This window comes from Bradyrhizobium sp. B039, assembly GCF_038965675.1.
In the GTDB taxonomy this organism is placed as follows: domain Bacteria; phylum Pseudomonadota; class Alphaproteobacteria; order Rhizobiales; family Xanthobacteraceae; genus Bradyrhizobium; species Bradyrhizobium diazoefficiens.
This window is the reverse complement of sequence record NZ_CP152416.1, coordinates 1,274,003-1,289,905: the sequence shown is the minus strand read 5'-3', so window position 1 is coordinate 1,289,905 and position 15,903 is coordinate 1,274,003. Positions and strand designations below refer to the sequence as shown.

The following is a 15,903-nucleotide window of genomic DNA, read 5'->3' as shown; positions in this document are numbered from 1 at the left end:
CATCATCAGGCAGGATGCCGCGCGAGGTCCACCATGGACGCCATTCCGTCACTCGACGCTTACGAGCTCTCCGACCGCTACGATCGCGAGGAGGGCCGCGTCTTCCTCACGGGTACGCAAGCCATCGTCCGCATCGCGCTCGACCAGGCAAAGCGCGACCGTATCCGCGGTCTCAACACCGCCGGCTTCATCTCCGGCTATCGCGGCTCGCCGCTCGGCGGCATCGATCTCGAGCTGTGGCGCATCCAGGAGCGCCTCAAGCGGGACCGCATCGAATTCCTTCCGGCCGTGAACGAGGACCTCGCGGCAACCGCCGTGCTCGGCTCGCAACAAGTCGAGACGCAAGCGGAGCGCGAGGTCGATGGCGTGTTCGGGCTCTGGTACGGCAAGGGCCCCGGCGTCGACCGCTCCGGCGATGCGCTCAAGCACGGCAATGCCTATGGCTCCTCGCCGCATGGCGGCGTGCTGGTGGTCGCCGGCGACGACCATGGCTGCGTCTCCTCCTCGATGCCGCACCAGTCCGACGTCGCCTTCATGAGCTGGTTCATGCCGACGTTGCATCCAGCCGATGTCGGCGAATATCTGGCGTTCGGCGAATATGGCTACGCGCTGAGCCGCTTCTCCGGCATGTGGGTCGGCTTCAAGGCGATCTCGGAGATCGTGGAGTCAGGCGCATCCGTCGCGCTGCGCCCGCCGCGCGCCTTCCGCACGCCCGACTTCACGCCGCCGCCGGGCGGCCTGCACTATCGCTGGCCGGACCTGCCGGGACCGCAGATCGAGGAGCGGCTGGAGGCGAAGAAACACGCCGTCTATGCCTTCGCAAAGGCCAATCCGATCGACCGCCACATCTACGATATTCCGAACGCCACCTACGGCATCGTGACCACAGGCAAGGCGCATCTCGACCTGATGGAAGCGCTGCGGCTGATGGGCCTCGATGAGGCGGCCTGCCGCAGCATCGGCATCGACGTCTACAAGGTCGGCATGGTCTGGCCGTTGGCGCTACATGACGCGATGGACTTCGTGAAGGGCAAGCGCGAGATCCTCGTTGTCGAGGAAAAGCGCGGCATCATCGAGAGCCAGTTCAAGGAGTATTTCTACGACTATCCCGGCACCAAGCCCGAGCGCATGGTCGGCAAGCATGACGAGCGAGGGGCGCGGCTGATCTCCTGGATCGGCGAATTGTCGCCGCGTGCGCTGGCTGGCGTGCTCGCCCGCCGGCTCGATCCGATGTTTCCGGGCCTCAATCTCGCCGCACGCGCGGCCGCCTTGATGCCTGAAGCCGCCCGCACGATCAACGTCAGCGGTGCGACACGTACGCCTTATTTCTGCTCGGGCTGCCCACACAACACGTCGACAAAGGTGCCTGAGGGCTCGAAGGCGCTGGCCGGCATCGGTTGCCACTTCATGGCGAGCTGGATGGACCGCGAGACGTCGTCGCTGATCCAGATGGGCGGCGAGGGCGTGAACTGGGCAGCGTCGTCGAGATTCACCGGCAACAGGCACATCTTCCAGAATCTCGGCGAAGGCACCTACTATCACTCCGGCTCGATGGCGATCCGGCAGGCGATCGCCGCCAAGGCCAACATCACCTACAAGATCCTGTTCAACGACGCCGTCGCCATGACCGGCGGCCAGCCGGTCGACGGCCCCATCAGTGTCCATGCCATCGCGCATAGCGTCCGTGCTGAAGGTGTGGCGCGCATCGCGCTGGTGTCGGACGATCCCGCGCAGTTTTCGCCGGCGGACCTGCCTGTCGGCGTCACCATCCATCCGCGCGAGGAAATGGACCCCGTGCAGCGCGAGCTGCGCGAGGTCTCCGGCGTCTCCGTCCTGATCTACCAGCAGACTTGCGCCACCGAGAAGCGGCGCCGCCGCAAGCGCGGGCAGATGGCCGACCCCAAGCGTTTTGCCTATATCAACGACCTCGTCTGCGAGGGCTGCGGCGACTGCTCGGTCGAATCCAACTGCCTCAGCGTCGAGCCGAAGGAGACGCCGTTCGGCCGCAAGCGGCAAATCAACCTGTCGACCTGCAATAAGGATTTTTCCTGCCTCAACGGCTTCTGTCCCAGTTTCGTGACTGTCGAAGGCGCGACGCGCCGGAAGAAGAGCGCGAGCGAGATCGATGCGGTCGGCCGCGCGGCGACGCTTCCTCTGCCCGCTCCCGTCACGCTCGACCGTCCCTACGACCTGCTGGTAACAGGCGTGGGCGGCACCGGCGTGATCACCGTCGGCGCGCTGATCGGCATGGCCGCGCATCTCGAACGAAGCGGCGTCTCGGTGCTCGACTTCACCGGCTTTGCGCAGAAGTTTGGCCCGGTGCTGAGCTTTATCCGCCTCGCCGCCTCGCCCGAAGCGTTGCATCAGGTCCGCATCGACCAGGGCGCGGCCGATGCGCTGATCGGCTGCGATCTCGTCGTGAGCTCCGCGCCGAAGGCGTCCGGCACCTATCGCCGCGGTACGCGCGCCGCTGTCAACACGGCGGAGATGCCGACCGGCGACGTCGTTCGCTTCCGCGATGCCGATCTCGCCTCGCCCGCCCGCCTGCGCGCGATCCGGCAGGTCGTCGGCAACGACAATCTCGACACCATCAACGCCAACGCGCTGGCCGAACGGCTGCTGGGCGATGCCGTCTATGCCAACATCATCATGCTGGGCTTTGCCTGGCAGCGCGGACTGATCCCCGTCTCGCTGCAAGCGCTGTTGCGCGCGATCGAGCTCAACGGCATCGCGGTCGAGCGCAACAAGCAGGCCTTTGCCTGGGGCCGGATCGCCGCCGCCGATCCGGACTCTCTGCCGATGGCGGACGATACGCCCAAAACCGAGACGCTCGACCAGCTCATCGCCCGCCGCGCCGATTTCCTCACCGCCTATCAGAACGCAGCTTATGCGGCACGCTACCGGACGATCGTCGATAAGGTTCGCAACGCCGAAGCTGCGCTGAGCAGCGAGGCGATGACCGAGGCCGTCGCACGCGCGCTGTTCAAGCTGATGGCCTACAAGGACGAGTACGAGGTGGCGCGCCTGCACATGCAGACCGGCTTCCTCGACGAACTGAAGCGCGAGTTCGAGGACGGTTTTAGCGTCCAGTATCACCTTGCGCCGCCGTTCCTGCCATCCGAACGCGACGCCCGTGGCCGTCCGCGCAAGCGCGCCTTCGGCCAGTGGATCCAGACGCCACTTGCCCTGCTCGCGCGGTTGAAGGGGTTGCGCGGGACGCCGCTCGATCCGTTCGGTTACACCACCGAGCGGCGCACCGAGCGGGAGCTGATCTCCTGGTATGAGGGCGTGATCGAACGGATGCTGCACGAACTCGACGCGGCGCGCCTGCCCGATTTCATTGCGATCGCCAAGGCTCCGATGGAGATCCGTGGCTACGGCCCGGTCAAGGACATCGCGGTCGCGAAGGTGAAGCCGGAGGTCGAACGGCGTCTCGCCGATGTGATCGCCGCATCGCCGGCAGAAATGCGCGCCCACGGTTGACGTGAAACACCGATCCCGGCAGCAATGCCGGCAATCCCGGTGTCCAGATTCCAATCGCGCTCGGCGCGACGAGCAAATTGCCGATTGGCCTTGAGCTCGACGGCCCGGCAGGCAGCGATCGTCGCTTGCTCGCGATCGGCATCGCGCTTGACGGCGTGTTCGGGCGGCTGCCGCCGCCGCACCGGTCATGAATAAGGATTGATCAGCTTCTGCTGCTCGGCGCTGTGCGCCACCAGCATGTCGATGAAGGTTCTCACCTTCGCCGACAGATGATGGCGATGTGGATAGACAGCGTTCATGGACAGCTCGACCGTCCGATATTCCGGCAACAGGCGCACGAGGTGACCGGCTTCGAGGTCGTCCTGAATGAGAAACCCCGCCATCAGGCAGACGGCAGCGCCCCCCAGCGCGACCTTCCGTAGCGCTTCTCCGCTGTTGGTGACGAAGCTGCCGGATATCCGTACCGATGCCGGCGTGCCCTTGCGATCGAGGAAGCGCCATTCATCGCCAAACGGATAGTTCAGGTGACGGCCGCAATTATGCGCAGCGAGCTCGTCGAGCTTCTGCACCCGGCCGTGCTTCTCGATATATTCGTGGGAACAGCACAGCACGTGACGCCAGGTGGCGAGGCTCCGCACGATCAGGCTCGAATCCGGCGGCGGCGTCATGCGCAGGGCAACGTCGTAGCCTTCCTCGATGAGATCGACATCGGCCTCGCCCATGCGCAAATCGATCTTGAGCTCCGGATAGGCCGACAGGAGTTTCGCCACAACCGGCGCGACGAACGGGACCATGTGCGTGGCGACGTGGACGCGCAACGTGCCGCGGGGCACCGACTGCAATTCGCTCGCGATATCGTCGGCCTGTTCGATATCGGCGAGGATCTGGACGCAGCGGTCGTAATAGGCCTTGCCGATCTCGGTGAGGTTGACCCTGCGCGTGGTGCGCTGAAGCAGCCTCACGCCGAGCCGGTCTTCCAGCGCCTGGACGTGATTGCTCACCATGGTGGTCGACATGTTGAGCTTGCGGGCTGCTGCGGAGAAGCCGCCGGTCTCGACCACCCGGCTGAAGACTTCGAGGCTGGTCAATCGGTCCATGCCGCCTGATTATCCGCTCTTGATCGATAATCTCAAGGTTTTCGCCCCGATTATCTACCAGATCATCCCGCGTGTGACATGGCGCATGGGTTAGCAGCAATCGCTCGACAGGTGCGGCAATCGCTCTGGGGCAGTCGCACGTCTGGTCCGGTAGACCACACAGTAGGGCGAGCCCCCGGACTATCCACCCCTAATGGATAATCCTTCCGGCATTTCGCCGATTATCGCTCGAACTGGAAAGACCGATAGTCCCTGCCAGCCGATAGGAGACCGTCATGTCCGAGATGCCCCGCACCGAGAACTTTCAGCAAGCAACTGAAATCACTCAAGATTATTCCAAGTCGCCGCAGCTTGTGCCGATCCGTAACAAGCTCCGGCGCGCGGCCCTGATACTCGCACTCCTCGCGGGCACGACAGCGGTTGTCTATTACGGACACGACTACTGGATCAACGGCCGCTATCTCGAGACGACCGACGACGCCTATGTCAAGGCGGACTCCACGATCGTCGCGCCGAAGGTTTCCGGCTACATCGCGAAGGTCCTGGTCGGCGACAATGAAAAGGTCAAGGCCGGCCAGATACTGGCCAGGATCGACGACCGCGACTTCAGGGCGGCGCTCGATCAGGCCCGCGCCGATGTCGCCGCTGCGGAGGCTTCCGTGCGCAACCTCGATGCCCAGCTCGAACTGCAACAGCCGATCATCGAGCAGAGCACGGCCGATGTCACGGCTGCGGACGCCAATCTGAAATTCGCCCAGGAGGAGCGCGCCCGCTACGACGACCTGATGAAGTCGGGCTCCGGCACGATCCAGCGCGCACAGCAGACCGATGCCGCGCTGCGCGCCAGCAACGCGCAATTGCAGCACGCCAAATCGGGCCTTCTGGCCGCACAGCGCAAGGTCGACGTGCTCACCACCCAGCGCGCCCAGGCCACGGCCCAGCTCGAACGCGCCCGCGCGGTCGCGCAGCAGGCGGCGTTGAACCTGTCCTATACCGAGATCACCGCACCGGTAGACGGCACGGTCGGCGCCCGTAGCTTGCGCGTCGGCCAGTACGTGCAGGCCGGCACGCAGTTGATGGCGGTGGTGCCGCTCGATGCGGTCTATGTGGTCGCGAACTTCAAGGAGACGCAGCTCACCCATGTCCGCGCCGGCCAGCCGGTCGAGCTGCGCGTCGACAGCTTCCGCAGCCAGACCCTGCGCGGTCATGTCGACAGCCTGTCGCCGGCCAGCGGGCTCGAATTCGCGCTGCTGCCGCCCGATAACGCCACCGGCAATTTCACCAAGATCGTGCAGCGCGTCCCGGTGAAGATCGTGCTCGACGATCACAGCCTCACCGGCCTGCTGCGGCCCGGCATGTCGGCGGTGCCGACCGTCGACACCAAGGCCGCTGTGCTGGCTGAGCGCGAGACGGCAAAGCGCCTCGCTGACAACACGGTCCATCCGAGCGGCGGGTGAGGCTGCAAAACCGGCGGGATTATCAAGTCCCGCCGGACGATCCTTCCAGGACTTCCGCGATTATCGAAACCATCCGCCCAGCGCATCCTGTCTCCGTAACCGAGACGAGGCTTCCATGAGCACGCTCCAACCGACCGTCAACGCCGCCTCCGCCGCCAACTTCCCCGCGCCGGCCGCGGCTCCCACGATTCCGGCCGTGTCGGCCAAGACCTGGATCGCGGTGATCGGCGCGACGCTCGGCGCCTTCATGGCGGTGCTGAACATCCAGATCGTCAACGCCTCGCTCGCCGACATCCAGGGCGCGATCGGCGCCGGCATCGACGACGGCGGCTGGATCTCGACCTCCTATCTGATCGCGGAGATCGTGGTGATCCCGCTGTCGGGCTGGCTCGCCCAGGTGTTCTCGATCCGCATCTACCTCCTCACCAACGCGATCTTATTTCTGGTGTTCTCGGCGGCCTGCGCGCTGGCGCAGGACCTGCCGCAAATGATCGTCCTTCGCGCCGTGCAGGGCTTTAGCGGCGGCGTGCTGATCCCGATGGCGTTCACACTGATCATCACGCTGTTGCCGAAGGCGAAACAGCCGATCGGACTTGCGCTGTTTGCGATCTCTGCGACATTCGCACCCGCGATCGGCCCGACCATCGGCGGCTATCTCACCGAGAATTGGGGCTGGGAGTACATCTTCTACGTCAACCTGGTTCCCGGCACGCTGATGATCGCGATGCTGTGGTTCTCGCTGGAAGCGAAGCCGATGAAGCTGTCGCTGCTGCGCGAGGGCGACTGGCCGGGTATCGTCACCATGGCGATCGGCCTCTCCGCGCTGCAGACCGTGCTGGAAGAAGGCAACAAGGACGACTGGTTCGGCTCGCCCTTCATCGTCAAACTGTCCATTATCGCCGTCATTGCGTTGACCGCTTTCCTCGTGATCGAGCTGACTGCGAAGAAGCCGCTGTTGAACCTGCGTCTGCTGGTTCGCCGCAATTTCGGCTTCGGCATCCTCGCCAACTTCCTGCTCGGTATCGCGCTGTACGGTTCGGTGTTCATCATGCCGGTCTATCTGTCGCGCATCCAGGGCTACAATGCCGAACAGATCGGCATGGTTCTGGCTTGGACCGGCTTGCCGCAGCTGTTGCTGATCCCTCTGGTGCCGCGGCTGATGCAACGCTTCGACGCCCGGATCATCATCAGCGTCGGCTTTGCGCTGTTCGCGGCCTCCAATTTCATGAACATCTATATGACGAATGACTACGCCACCGATCAGCTGTTCTGGCCCAACGTCGTTCGCGCCGTCGGACAGGCGTTCGTGTTCGCGCCGCTCTCGGCCGTCGCCACGGCCGGAATCGAGCCGGAGAATGCCGGCTCCGCATCGGGCCTATTCAACATGATGCGCAACCTCGGCGGCGCCATCGGCATTGCGCTGCTCCAGACCGTGCTGACCAAGCGCGAGCAGTATCACTCCAACGTTCTGATGCAGTCGGTCTCGATGTTCGAGCAGGCCACCCGCACGCGGCTGGAACAGCTCACTCAATATTTCGTCAATCACGGCATCCTCGATCGTGCGGATGCGTCGCATCGTGCCTATGTCGCAATCGGCCATATCGTGCAGAAGCAGGCCTATATCCTGGCCTTCAGCGACACCTTCTACCTGCTCGGCATGGCGCTGATCGTGGCCCTGATCGCCGTCCTCTTCCTGAAGAAGCCCGGCCAGACCTCGGCCGGTGGAGCCCACTGACGTCACCCCAGCAAAAGGAGAACGACCATGAAGCCCCGCATGAACTACTATCAGGCCGCGCCCGACACGCTCAAAGCCCTGATCGCGGTGGACGATCAGATCAAGGCCAGCGGCCTGGAGCAATCCCTGATCGAACTGGTCAAGACACGGGCGTCGCAGATCAACGGTTGCGCCTTCTGCATCAACATGCACACCGAGGACGCCCGCAAGCGCGGCGAGACCGAACAGCGGCTCTATCTTCTCAATGCCTGGCGCGAATCTCCGCTCTACACCGATCGCGAGCGCGCTGCCTTGGCCTGGACCGAAGCGGTGACGCTGATCTCCGAGACGCACGCCCCTGACGACGTCTACGAGCAGGTCCGCGCGCAGTTCTCGGAGCAGGAGACGGTCAACCTCACCATGCTGATCGGCACCATCAACGCGTGGAACAGGATCGCGATCTCGTTCCGCGCGGTCCATCCGGTGAAGGTGAAGGCGTCGGTGGCGTGAGGGGTGGTGTCAGTGGCGGCGTGCTGGACGCAACGCCGCTACCACACGCTCAACTGTCATGCCCCGCGAAGGCGGGGCATCCAGTACGCCGCAGCCTCTCGATTCATTCACGGGCGTCACGGAGTACTGGATCGCCCGCCTTCGCGGGCGATGACACCTGAGGTGCGTCCTAAACCGCCGTCGCCTTGGCGAATTCCACGTAGATCTCGCGCAGACGTGTCGCCATCGGGCCGGGCTTGCCGTCGCCGATTGTCTTGCCATCAATCGCGACCACCGGCTGCACGAACGACGAGGCCGAGGTGATGAAAGCTTCCTTGGCAGCGAGCGCCTCGGCGACCGTGAAGGACCGCTCCTCGACGCGGAGCTGACGTTCTTCCGCGAGCGCGATCACGGCCTTGCGCGTGCAGCCCGGCAGGATCGCGTTGGAGTTCTTGCGCGTGACGATGACATCGTCCTTCGTCAGGATGAACGCCGACGACGAACCGCCCTCGGTGACGTATCCATCCTGCAGCATCCAGGCTTCGCCTGCGCCGACTTCCGCCGCGGCCTGCTTCGCCAGCACCTGCGCCAGCAGCGCCACGCTCTTGATGTCACGCCGCTCCCAGCGGATGTCGGGCACGGTGATCACGTTGATGCCGGTCTTGGCCGAGGCGGCATTGATGATGTCCTTTTCCGAGGTGAACATCACCAGGCTCGACCTGACATCAGCCTTGGGGAACGGGAAGTCGCGGCCCTTGTCGGCGCCGCGCGTAACCTGGAGATAGACGAGGCCGCTCCCGAGCTTGTTGCGCGCGATCAGCTCCTTCTGCAGCTCGGTGATGCGATCGAGCGTCTCCGGCAGCCTCAAGCTGATCTCGCCGACAGAACGCTCCAGCCGCGCCAGGTGCGAGGCGTTGTCGACCAGCTTGCCGTCCAGCACGGCCGAGACCTCGTAGATGCCGTCGGCGAACAGGAAGCCGCGGTCGAGAACCGAGATTTTGGCGTCCGAGAGCGGGACGAATGAGCCGTTGACGTAGGCGATCGAGTCCAAGGCAGGTCTCCTGGCGGGAAAAGGGGATTTGGCCACGGGTATAGGAGATTTAGCGAGCCCGATAAACCCTCGATCCGTCATTCCGGGGCATTCGCAAAGCGAATGAGCCCGGAATCTCGAGATTCCGGGTTCGATGCTTCGCATCGCCCCGGAATGACGGAGCCGGTTAATGCGACAGAATCTTCGACAGGAACTTCTGCGCGCGGTCGCTGCGCGGCTTGCCGAAGAAATCCTCCTTCGCCGCGTCCTCGACGATCTCGCCGCGATCCATGAAGATCACGCGGTTGGCGACCTTGCGGGCAAAGCCCATCTCGTGCGTGACGACCATCATGGTCATGCCTTCGCGGGCGAGATCGACCATGACGTCGAGCACCTCGCTGACCATTTCAGGATCGAGCGCCGAGGTCGGCTCGTCGAACAGCATGACGATCGGATCCATCGCGAGCGCGCGCGCGATCGCAACGCGCTGCTGCTGGCCGCCGGAGAGCTGCGCCGGGAATTTCTGCGCCTGCTCCTTCAGGCCGACGCGCTCCAGGAGCTGCATGCCTTTCGCCACCGCCTTGTCGTACGGCCGTCCCAGCACCTTCTGCTGGGCAAGGCAGAGGTTCTCGATGATCTTGAGATGCGGGAACAGCTCGAAGTGCTGGAACACCATGCCGACGCGCGAGCGAAGCTTCGGCAGGTCGGTCCTGGGATCGTTGACCTTGGTGCCGTCGACGCTGATGTCGCCCTCCTGGAACGGCTCGAGCGCGTTGACGCATTTGATCAGCGTCGACTTGCCCGAACCCGAGGGACCGCAGACCACGACGACCTCGCCCTTGGTGACGCTGGTGGTGCAGTCGGTCAGCACCTGGAAGGTCGGGGTGTACCATTTGTTGACGTGGCTGATTTCGATCATGACCGACACGCTCTATCGAATGATGGCGATGCGCGCCTGGAGGCGACGCACGCCGAAGGACGCGACACAGGAAATGGTGAAGTAGACGACGGCGGCGAACAGGTACATCTCGACCAGGCGGCCGTCGCGCTGCGCGACCTTGCTCGCCGCGCCCAGAAAGTCCGGGATCGAGAGCACGTAGACCAGCGAGGTGTCCTGGAACAGCACGATGGTCTGCGTCAGCAGCACCGGCAGCATGTTGCGGAACGCCTGCGGCAGCACGACGTAGCGCATGGTCTGGGCGTAGGTCAGGCCGAGCGCGTTGGCGGCGGCGGGCTGGCCGCGCGAGATCGACTGGATGCCGGCGCGCATGATCTCGGAGAAGTACGCCGCCTCGAACATGATGAAGGTGATGAGCGAGGAGGCGAACGCGCCGACGCTGATCGGCCGCGACGCGCCGGTCACCCACTGCCCGATATAGGGCACCAGGAAGTAGAACCAGAAGATGACCAGCACCAACGGCAGCGAGCGCATGAAGTCGACATAGACGCCGGCGATGCGGCCGAGCACCTTGAAGCCCGACAGTCGCATCAACGCGATCGCGGTGCCGAAGATCAGGCCGCCGAGGCCCGCCAGCGCCGTCAGGGTCACCGTGAACGTCATGCCCTCGTAGAACAGGTAGGGCAGCGCGCGGCGGATGACGTCGAAATCGAGATTACCGAACATTGCGCTATTTCCCCGTGATGTAGCCGGGGATCGCGACATAGCGCTCGAGGAAGCGCATCGCGGTCACGACGACGGCGTTGACGAGGAGATAAAGGATGGTCGCGGCGGTGAAGGCCTCGAACACCTGGAACGAGAATTCCTGCATCGAGCGCGCCTGTCCGGTCAGCTCGATCAGGCCAATGGTGATGGCCACCGCCGTGTTCTTGATGGTGTTGAGGAACTCGGAAGTCAGCGGCGGCAGGATGATGCGGAACGCCATCGGCAGCAGCACGTAGCGATAGCCCTGCACGGTGGTGAGCCCGAGCGCGGTCGCCGCCATCTTCTGCCCGCGCGGCAACGAACCGATGCCCGCCTGCAATTGCACCGCGACGCGCGCCGACATGAAGAAGCCGATGCCGATCGCGGCCGTCCAGAACGGCGCATTCGGCAGTTGCTTCAGCCACAGGCCGGCGGACTTCGGCAGCAGTTCCGGCAGCACGAAGAACCACAGGAAGAGCTGCACCAGCAGCGGCATGTTGCGGAAGAACTCGACCCAGCAGAAGCCGAACCGGTAGGCCGCCTTGGACGGCAGCGTGCGCATGACGCCGACGAGCGAGCCAAACACCAGCGCGATGATCCAGGCGAGCACCGCCGTCTTCAGGGTCAGCACCAGGCCCGACAACAGCATGTCGAGATAGGTGCCGGTCCCCATCGGGTTCGGCTCGAAGAAAATTCCCCAGTTCCAGTGGTAGTTCACGTGTCCCTCGCGCGAACGCGCCAATCACAGATGTCGTAAACGTCTATGCAAATGTCCGGCCACTCCCTCCAGAATGGCCGGAATTTGCTTCCTCTCCCCGCAAGCGGGGAGAGGCGAACAACTCAGCTTACTTGTAGTCGTCCGGGTTCGGCGAGTCCGTCGGCTTGGCGAACTCGTTCTTCAGCTCGGCCGAGATCGGAGTGTTGAGGTTGAGCCCCTTCGGCGGGATCTTGGCCGTGAACCACTTCTCGTAGATCTTCTGGCCTTCGCCCGAGGTGTAGAGCGCAGCGGTCGCCGCATCGACCACCTTCTTGAACGGCGCGTCGTCCTTGCGCAGCATGATGCCGTAGGGCTCGGGCTTGGAGAAGGCGTCCTTGGAGATGACGTAGTCGTCGGGCGACTTCGAGCCGGCAACGAGGCTCGCGAGCAGGATATCGTCCATCACGAAGGCGACCGCGCGATCGGTCTCGACCATCAGGAAGGATTCGGCGTGGTCCTTGGCCGGGATGATGTTGGCGCCGAGGCCTTTCGCAACATTGGCCTCGGTGAGCTGCTTGATGTTGGTGGTGCCGGCAGTCGAGACCACCGTCTTGCCCTTGAGATCATCGATCGACTTCAGGCCGCTCGACTTCTTGAACACGTAGCGGCTGGCGGTCAGGAAGTGGGTGTTGGTGAAGGCGACCTGCTTCTGGCGGTCGGCATTGTTGGTGGTCGAGCCGCATTCGAGGTCGATGGTGCCGTTGGCCATCAGCGGGATGCGGGTCGCCGAGGTCACCGGATTGAGCTTGACCTCGAGCTTGTCGAGCTTGAGTTCCTTCTTCACGGCGTCGACGATCTTGTAGCAGATGTCCATCGCGAACCCGATCGGCTTCTGGTTGTCGTCCAGATAGGAGAACGGGATGGAGGAGTCGCGGAAGCCCAGCGTGATGGCACCGGTGTCCTTGATGTTCTTCAGCGTGCCGGTCAGCTCCTGGGCCCCGGCCTGGCTGACGACGAAGGTCGCGGCCAGCGCGAGCCCGATGTGACGGAAATGCTTCACTTTTTTGGTCCCCTTTCAGGATGATGCGGCCGGATGCAAGCACAAATCAGGCCGGATTAGAATGTGACTTTCGACTGGATCGCCGCTCAGGTTAACGGCTCAGGTGAGTGGCTTGGGCAATTCGCCGAGATCCCAGAACAGGCCGGCCATCACCGTCAAGGCCTCTTCGGTCAACGGCAGCAGGATGTGCTCATTGGGCGCATGCTGGGAGCAGCCGGGATAGGAGTGCGGGACCCAGATCGTCGGCAGGCCCAGGATCTCGGAAAACACGTCGTTCGGCAGCGAGCCGCCGAAGTTCGGCAGCACCGCCGGCGCCTTGCCGGTGGTTTCCCGCACCGAATCCGCCGCCCATTTGATCCAGGGGCTGTCGAAATCGGTACGCGAGGCGGCAAAGCTCTGCGCGGCCCGCACCTCGACCATCGGGAAACCCTTTTGCACCAGATGCGCGCGGACGGCCTCGATCAGGCCGTCGACCTTGGTGCCGACGACAAAACGCAGTTGCAGCACGGCATTGGCGTGGCCGGGAATAGCGTTGGCCGGCTTCTCGATATTGCCGGACGACATCGCCAGCACTTCCAGCGTGTTCCAGGCATAGAGGCGTTCGGCCGCCGACAGGCCTTCCTCGCCCCAGTTCTCCGCCAGCGCCGGCTCGTCCGCGGTCGGCACCACCTCCACGTCCGCAAGATAGCTGCGGATCTGGTTGGTGAGCCGCGGCGGCTTCAGGGCATCGAGCTGAAGACGGCCATGGCCGTCGACCAGCGTCGAGATCGCGTTGACCAGAATGGTCGCGGGGTTGGCGAGCACGCCGCCCCAATTGCCGGAATGATGGCCGCCATCGCGCAAATTGACGTCGAGATGGATGCGGATGCCGCCACGGCAGCCGAGGAAGAGTGTCGGGCGATCTGCCGACAGCCGCGGTCCGTCGGAGGCCATGAACAGATCGGCCTTGAGCGCATCGCGATTGAGGTCGCAGACCTTGCCGAGATCGGGCGAGCCGATCTCCTCGCCCATCTCGACGATGAATTTGGCGTTGAAGCCGAGCTTGCCGCCGCGGGCCTCGCGCACCGCGCGGAGCGCCGCCATGTTGATGCTGTGCTGGCCCTTGTTGTCGGCGGTGCCGCGGCCGTAGAGGCGCGTGCCCGCAACCGTCGTGCGCCAGGGATCGCGGCCATCGCGCCATTCGCCTTCCATGCCGTCGACGACGTCGCCATGGCCGTAAATCAGCACGGTCGGGGCGGACGCGCTCTCGTGATGCTCGGCGAACAGGAACGGAGCCTTGCCGCTGGGGGATTCTACCATGCGGCTTTGAAAATCGAGCTCCGCGAACGCCGGCTGCATCTCCTGTTCCAGATAGGCGCGCAGCTCGGGGCCGCGCGACGGATTCTGGCTCTCGGTCTTGAAGGCGACGCGGCGGTCGAGTTCGGCGAGGAACGCGCCCGAATTGAAATCCTCACGGGCACGGGCGATGGCGGCGGCTCTGGTCATGATTTGCTTTTCGGACTTCGAGGAAGGACCCTACCCGAGACAGGACGGCCTTCGATAGTGGCGGGGACTTGGATTGTTCTTGTAGTTCTCTTGTAGTTCTCTTGTTCTCTTGGGATTTCGTTCTTGCTCGCTTGAGATTGGCTTGCCAAGGGCAGCAGTGCTGCTGATTTTGGCCTTGCCAAGTGCAAGTTATATGCAAGAACTTCGCCAAGTTGGGGCGCACGTCTATCATTCGAAGAGCGCTCGGTACAGAGCGCCGGGGGACCAATATGGCCAAGCAGATCAGGCTCAACGCCTTTGCGATGAATTGCGTCGCCCACCAGTCGCCGGGCCTGTGGACCCATCCGCGCGACCGCACCGCCGAATATAATCGCCTGCCTTACTGGCTCGATCTCGCCAGGACGCTGGAGCGCGGCCGTTTCGACGGATTGTTCCTGGCCGACGTGCTTGGCGTCTACGACGTCTATGGCAACAGCCCTGACGCAGCCTTGCGCAATGCAGCACAGACGCCGTCGAACGAGCCGTTGCTCCTGCTCTCGGCGATGGCGGCGGTGACGCAAAATCTCGGTTTCGGCGTCACCAGCAATTTGTCCTTCGAACCGCCCTACCCGTTCGCGCGGCGGATGTCGACACTCGACCATCTCACCGAGGGCCGGATCGGCTGGAACGTCGTCACCGGCTATCTCGACAGCGCCGCCCGCGGCGCCGGCAAGGACAAGCAGACCGGACATGACGACCGCTACGACATCGCCGACGAATATATGGAGGTCGTCTACAAGCTCTGGGAAGGAAGCTGGGAGGACGATGCCGTGCTGCGCGACCGGGCGCGCGGCATCTTCACCGATCCCGCGAAGGTTCATCGCGTCAATCACGAGGGCGCGAACTATCGCATCAACAACACCATTCACCTCAGCGAGCCGTCACCGCAGCGCACGCCCGTGCTGTACCAGGCCGGCACCTCGCCGCGCGGCCGCCAGTTCGCGGCGCGTCACGCCGAATGTGTGTTCATGTCGGGACCGTCGGCCAAGATCATCGCGCCGCGCGTCTCCGCGATCCGCCAGGAGGCTGCCGCACTCGGCCGCAATCCGGCGGAGATCCTCATGTTCAACATGATGACGATCATCCTCGGCAACACGGAGGCTGAAGCTGCGGCGAAATATGCCGACTACCGCTCGCATATCAGCCCGGAAGGCGCCCTGGCCCTGATGTCGGGATGGACCGGCATCGACTTCTCCGGCTACGAGCTCGACCAGCAGGTCCGGCACGTCCAGAACGATGCCGGCCGCAGCGCGCTCGACAACGTCACCCGCGGTGATCCCGACCGCGTCTGGACCGTGCGCGACGTCATCGAGCATGTCGGCATCGGCGGTGCCGGTCCGGTCGTGGTGGGCACGCCGGAGAGCGTCGCAGACAAGATCGAGGATTGGTTCGAGAAGACCGACGTCGACGGCCTCAACGTGGCGTTCGCGATCTCGCCCGGTGATTTCGAGGACATCGCCGACATGCTGGTACCGGAGCTGACGCGGCGCGGACGGTACAAGCCGGAGTATGCGAAAGGCACGTTGCGGGAGAAGCTGTTCGGTGCGGGGCGCGCAAGGCTCGACACGCCGCATCCGGCGGCGGGGTATCGGGTGGGGAAGACGGTGTAGGCGCCACTACATGCGCTGTCATGCCCCGGCTTGACCGGGGCATCCAGTACGCCGCGGCGTCTCGACTCCATCACCGCCGCCTCTGGAATACTGGATCACC

At 64.1% G+C, this 15,903-nt stretch carries 12 protein-coding genes and 1 pseudogene; 6 read left to right on the top strand and 7 right to left on the bottom strand.

The window, feature by feature from the left end; all coding sequences use genetic code 11:
- Positions 1-33: 33 nt before the first annotated feature.
- Both AAFG50_RS05950 and AAFG50_RS05945 read left to right on the top strand, forming a co-directional pair.
- Positions 34-3,483: an indolepyruvate ferredoxin oxidoreductase family protein gene (locus AAFG50_RS05950; RefSeq protein ID WP_028173909.1), complete on the top strand. Its 3,450-nt coding sequence runs from the start codon at positions 34-36 to the stop codon at positions 3,481-3,483.
- A gap of 5 nt (positions 3,484-3,488) precedes the next feature.
- Positions 3,489-3,674: pseudogene (locus AAFG50_RS05945) on the top strand (amidase); the annotation flags it as partial.
- Here AAFG50_RS05945 and AAFG50_RS05940 read toward each other — a convergent pair.
- Positions 3,669-4,580: a LysR family transcriptional regulator gene (locus tag AAFG50_RS05940; protein ID WP_028173908.1), complete on the bottom strand. Its 912-nt coding sequence runs from the start codon at positions 4,578-4,580 to the stop codon at positions 3,669-3,671. The pseudogene AAFG50_RS05945 and the gene AAFG50_RS05940 overlap by 6 nt on opposite strands.
- Before the next feature lie 275 nt (positions 4,581-4,855).
- Between AAFG50_RS05940 and AAFG50_RS05935 the strand changes: the two genes are divergently transcribed.
- The 3 genes from AAFG50_RS05935 to AAFG50_RS05925 all read left to right on the top strand — a co-directional run bounded on the left by AAFG50_RS05935 (position 4,856) and on the right by AAFG50_RS05925 (position 8,261).
- On the top strand, positions 4,856-6,037 hold the full coding sequence (locus AAFG50_RS05935) for an HlyD family secretion protein (RefSeq protein WP_028173907.1): 1,182 nt from the start codon (positions 4,856-4,858) through the stop codon (positions 6,035-6,037).
- A 115-nt stretch (positions 6,038-6,152) separates the two neighbouring features.
- Entirely contained in the window at positions 6,153-7,772 is a 1,620-nt protein-coding gene (locus AAFG50_RS05930) for an MDR family MFS transporter (protein ID WP_028173906.1), read from the top strand.
- Positions 7,773-7,799: 27 nt separating this feature from the next.
- Positions 7,800-8,261, top strand: coding sequence for a carboxymuconolactone decarboxylase family protein (locus AAFG50_RS05925; protein WP_028173905.1), 462 nt, complete (start codon positions 7,800-7,802; stop codon positions 8,259-8,261).
- 169 nt (positions 8,262-8,430) lie between these two features.
- Here AAFG50_RS05925 and AAFG50_RS05920 read toward each other — a convergent pair whose 3' ends face one another.
- The 6 genes from AAFG50_RS05920 to AAFG50_RS05895 form a co-directional block, all read right to left on the bottom strand.
- Positions 8,431-9,291, bottom strand: a complete 861-nt coding sequence (locus AAFG50_RS05920) for a D-amino-acid transaminase (RefSeq protein WP_028173904.1) — start codon at positions 9,289-9,291, stop codon at positions 8,431-8,433.
- Positions 9,292-9,457: 166 nt separating this feature from the next.
- Entirely contained in the window at positions 9,458-10,189 is a 732-nt protein-coding gene (locus AAFG50_RS05915) for an amino acid ABC transporter ATP-binding protein (RefSeq protein ID WP_011090324.1), read from the bottom strand.
- Positions 10,190-10,201: 12 nt separating this feature from the next.
- On the bottom strand, positions 10,202-10,894 hold the full coding sequence (locus AAFG50_RS05910; protein WP_011090325.1) for an ABC transporter permease subunit: 693 nt from the start codon (positions 10,892-10,894) through the stop codon (positions 10,202-10,204).
- Between the two features lie 4 nt (positions 10,895-10,898).
- Positions 10,899-11,630, bottom strand: coding sequence for an amino acid ABC transporter permease (locus tag AAFG50_RS05905; protein ID WP_011090326.1), 732 nt, complete (start codon positions 11,628-11,630; stop codon positions 10,899-10,901).
- A 127-nt stretch (positions 11,631-11,757) separates the two neighbouring features.
- Positions 11,758-12,669 (bottom strand): transporter substrate-binding domain-containing protein, encoded by a 912-nt coding sequence (locus AAFG50_RS05900; RefSeq protein ID WP_011090327.1) that lies wholly within the window; start codon positions 12,667-12,669, stop codon positions 11,758-11,760.
- 99 nt (positions 12,670-12,768) lie between these two features.
- On the bottom strand, positions 12,769-14,154 hold the full coding sequence (locus AAFG50_RS05895) for a M20 family metallopeptidase (RefSeq protein WP_028173903.1): 1,386 nt from the start codon (positions 14,152-14,154) through the stop codon (positions 12,769-12,771).
- A 269-nt stretch (positions 14,155-14,423) separates the two neighbouring features.
- Here AAFG50_RS05895 and AAFG50_RS05890 point away from each other — a divergent pair, with 269 nt between their 5' ends.
- A complete protein-coding gene (locus AAFG50_RS05890; protein ID WP_028173902.1) occupies positions 14,424-15,803 on the top strand; it encodes an LLM class flavin-dependent oxidoreductase in 1,380 nt (459 codons plus the stop codon).
- The last annotated feature ends 100 nt before the right edge of the window (positions 15,804-15,903 follow it).

Excerpts from the sequence above, each read along its gene's own strand:
- AAFG50_RS05950 (WP_028173909.1), top strand. The coding sequence starts at position 34 with ATGGACGCCATTCCGTCACTCGACGCTTACGAGCTCTCCGACCGCTAC.
- AAFG50_RS05940 (WP_028173908.1), bottom strand. The coding sequence starts at position 4,580 with ATGGACCGATTGACCAGCCTCGAAGTCTTCAGCCGGGTGGTCGAGACC.
- AAFG50_RS05935 (WP_028173907.1), top strand. The coding sequence starts at position 4,856 with ATGTCCGAGATGCCCCGCACCGAGAACTTTCAGCAAGCAACTGAAATC.
- AAFG50_RS05930 (WP_028173906.1), top strand. The coding sequence starts at position 6,153 with ATGAGCACGCTCCAACCGACCGTCAACGCCGCCTCCGCCGCCAACTTC.
- AAFG50_RS05925 (WP_028173905.1), top strand. The coding sequence starts at position 7,800 with ATGAAGCCCCGCATGAACTACTATCAGGCCGCGCCCGACACGCTCAAA.
- AAFG50_RS05915 (WP_011090324.1), bottom strand. The coding sequence starts at position 10,189 with ATGATCGAAATCAGCCACGTCAACAAATGGTACACCCCGACCTTCCAG.
- AAFG50_RS05910 (WP_011090325.1), bottom strand. The coding sequence starts at position 10,894 with ATGTTCGGTAATCTCGATTTCGACGTCATCCGCCGCGCGCTGCCCTAC.
- AAFG50_RS05895 (WP_028173903.1), bottom strand. The coding sequence starts at position 14,154 with ATGACCAGAGCCGCCGCCATCGCCCGTGCCCGTGAGGATTTCAATTCG.
- AAFG50_RS05890 (WP_028173902.1), top strand. The coding sequence starts at position 14,424 with ATGGCCAAGCAGATCAGGCTCAACGCCTTTGCGATGAATTGCGTCGCC.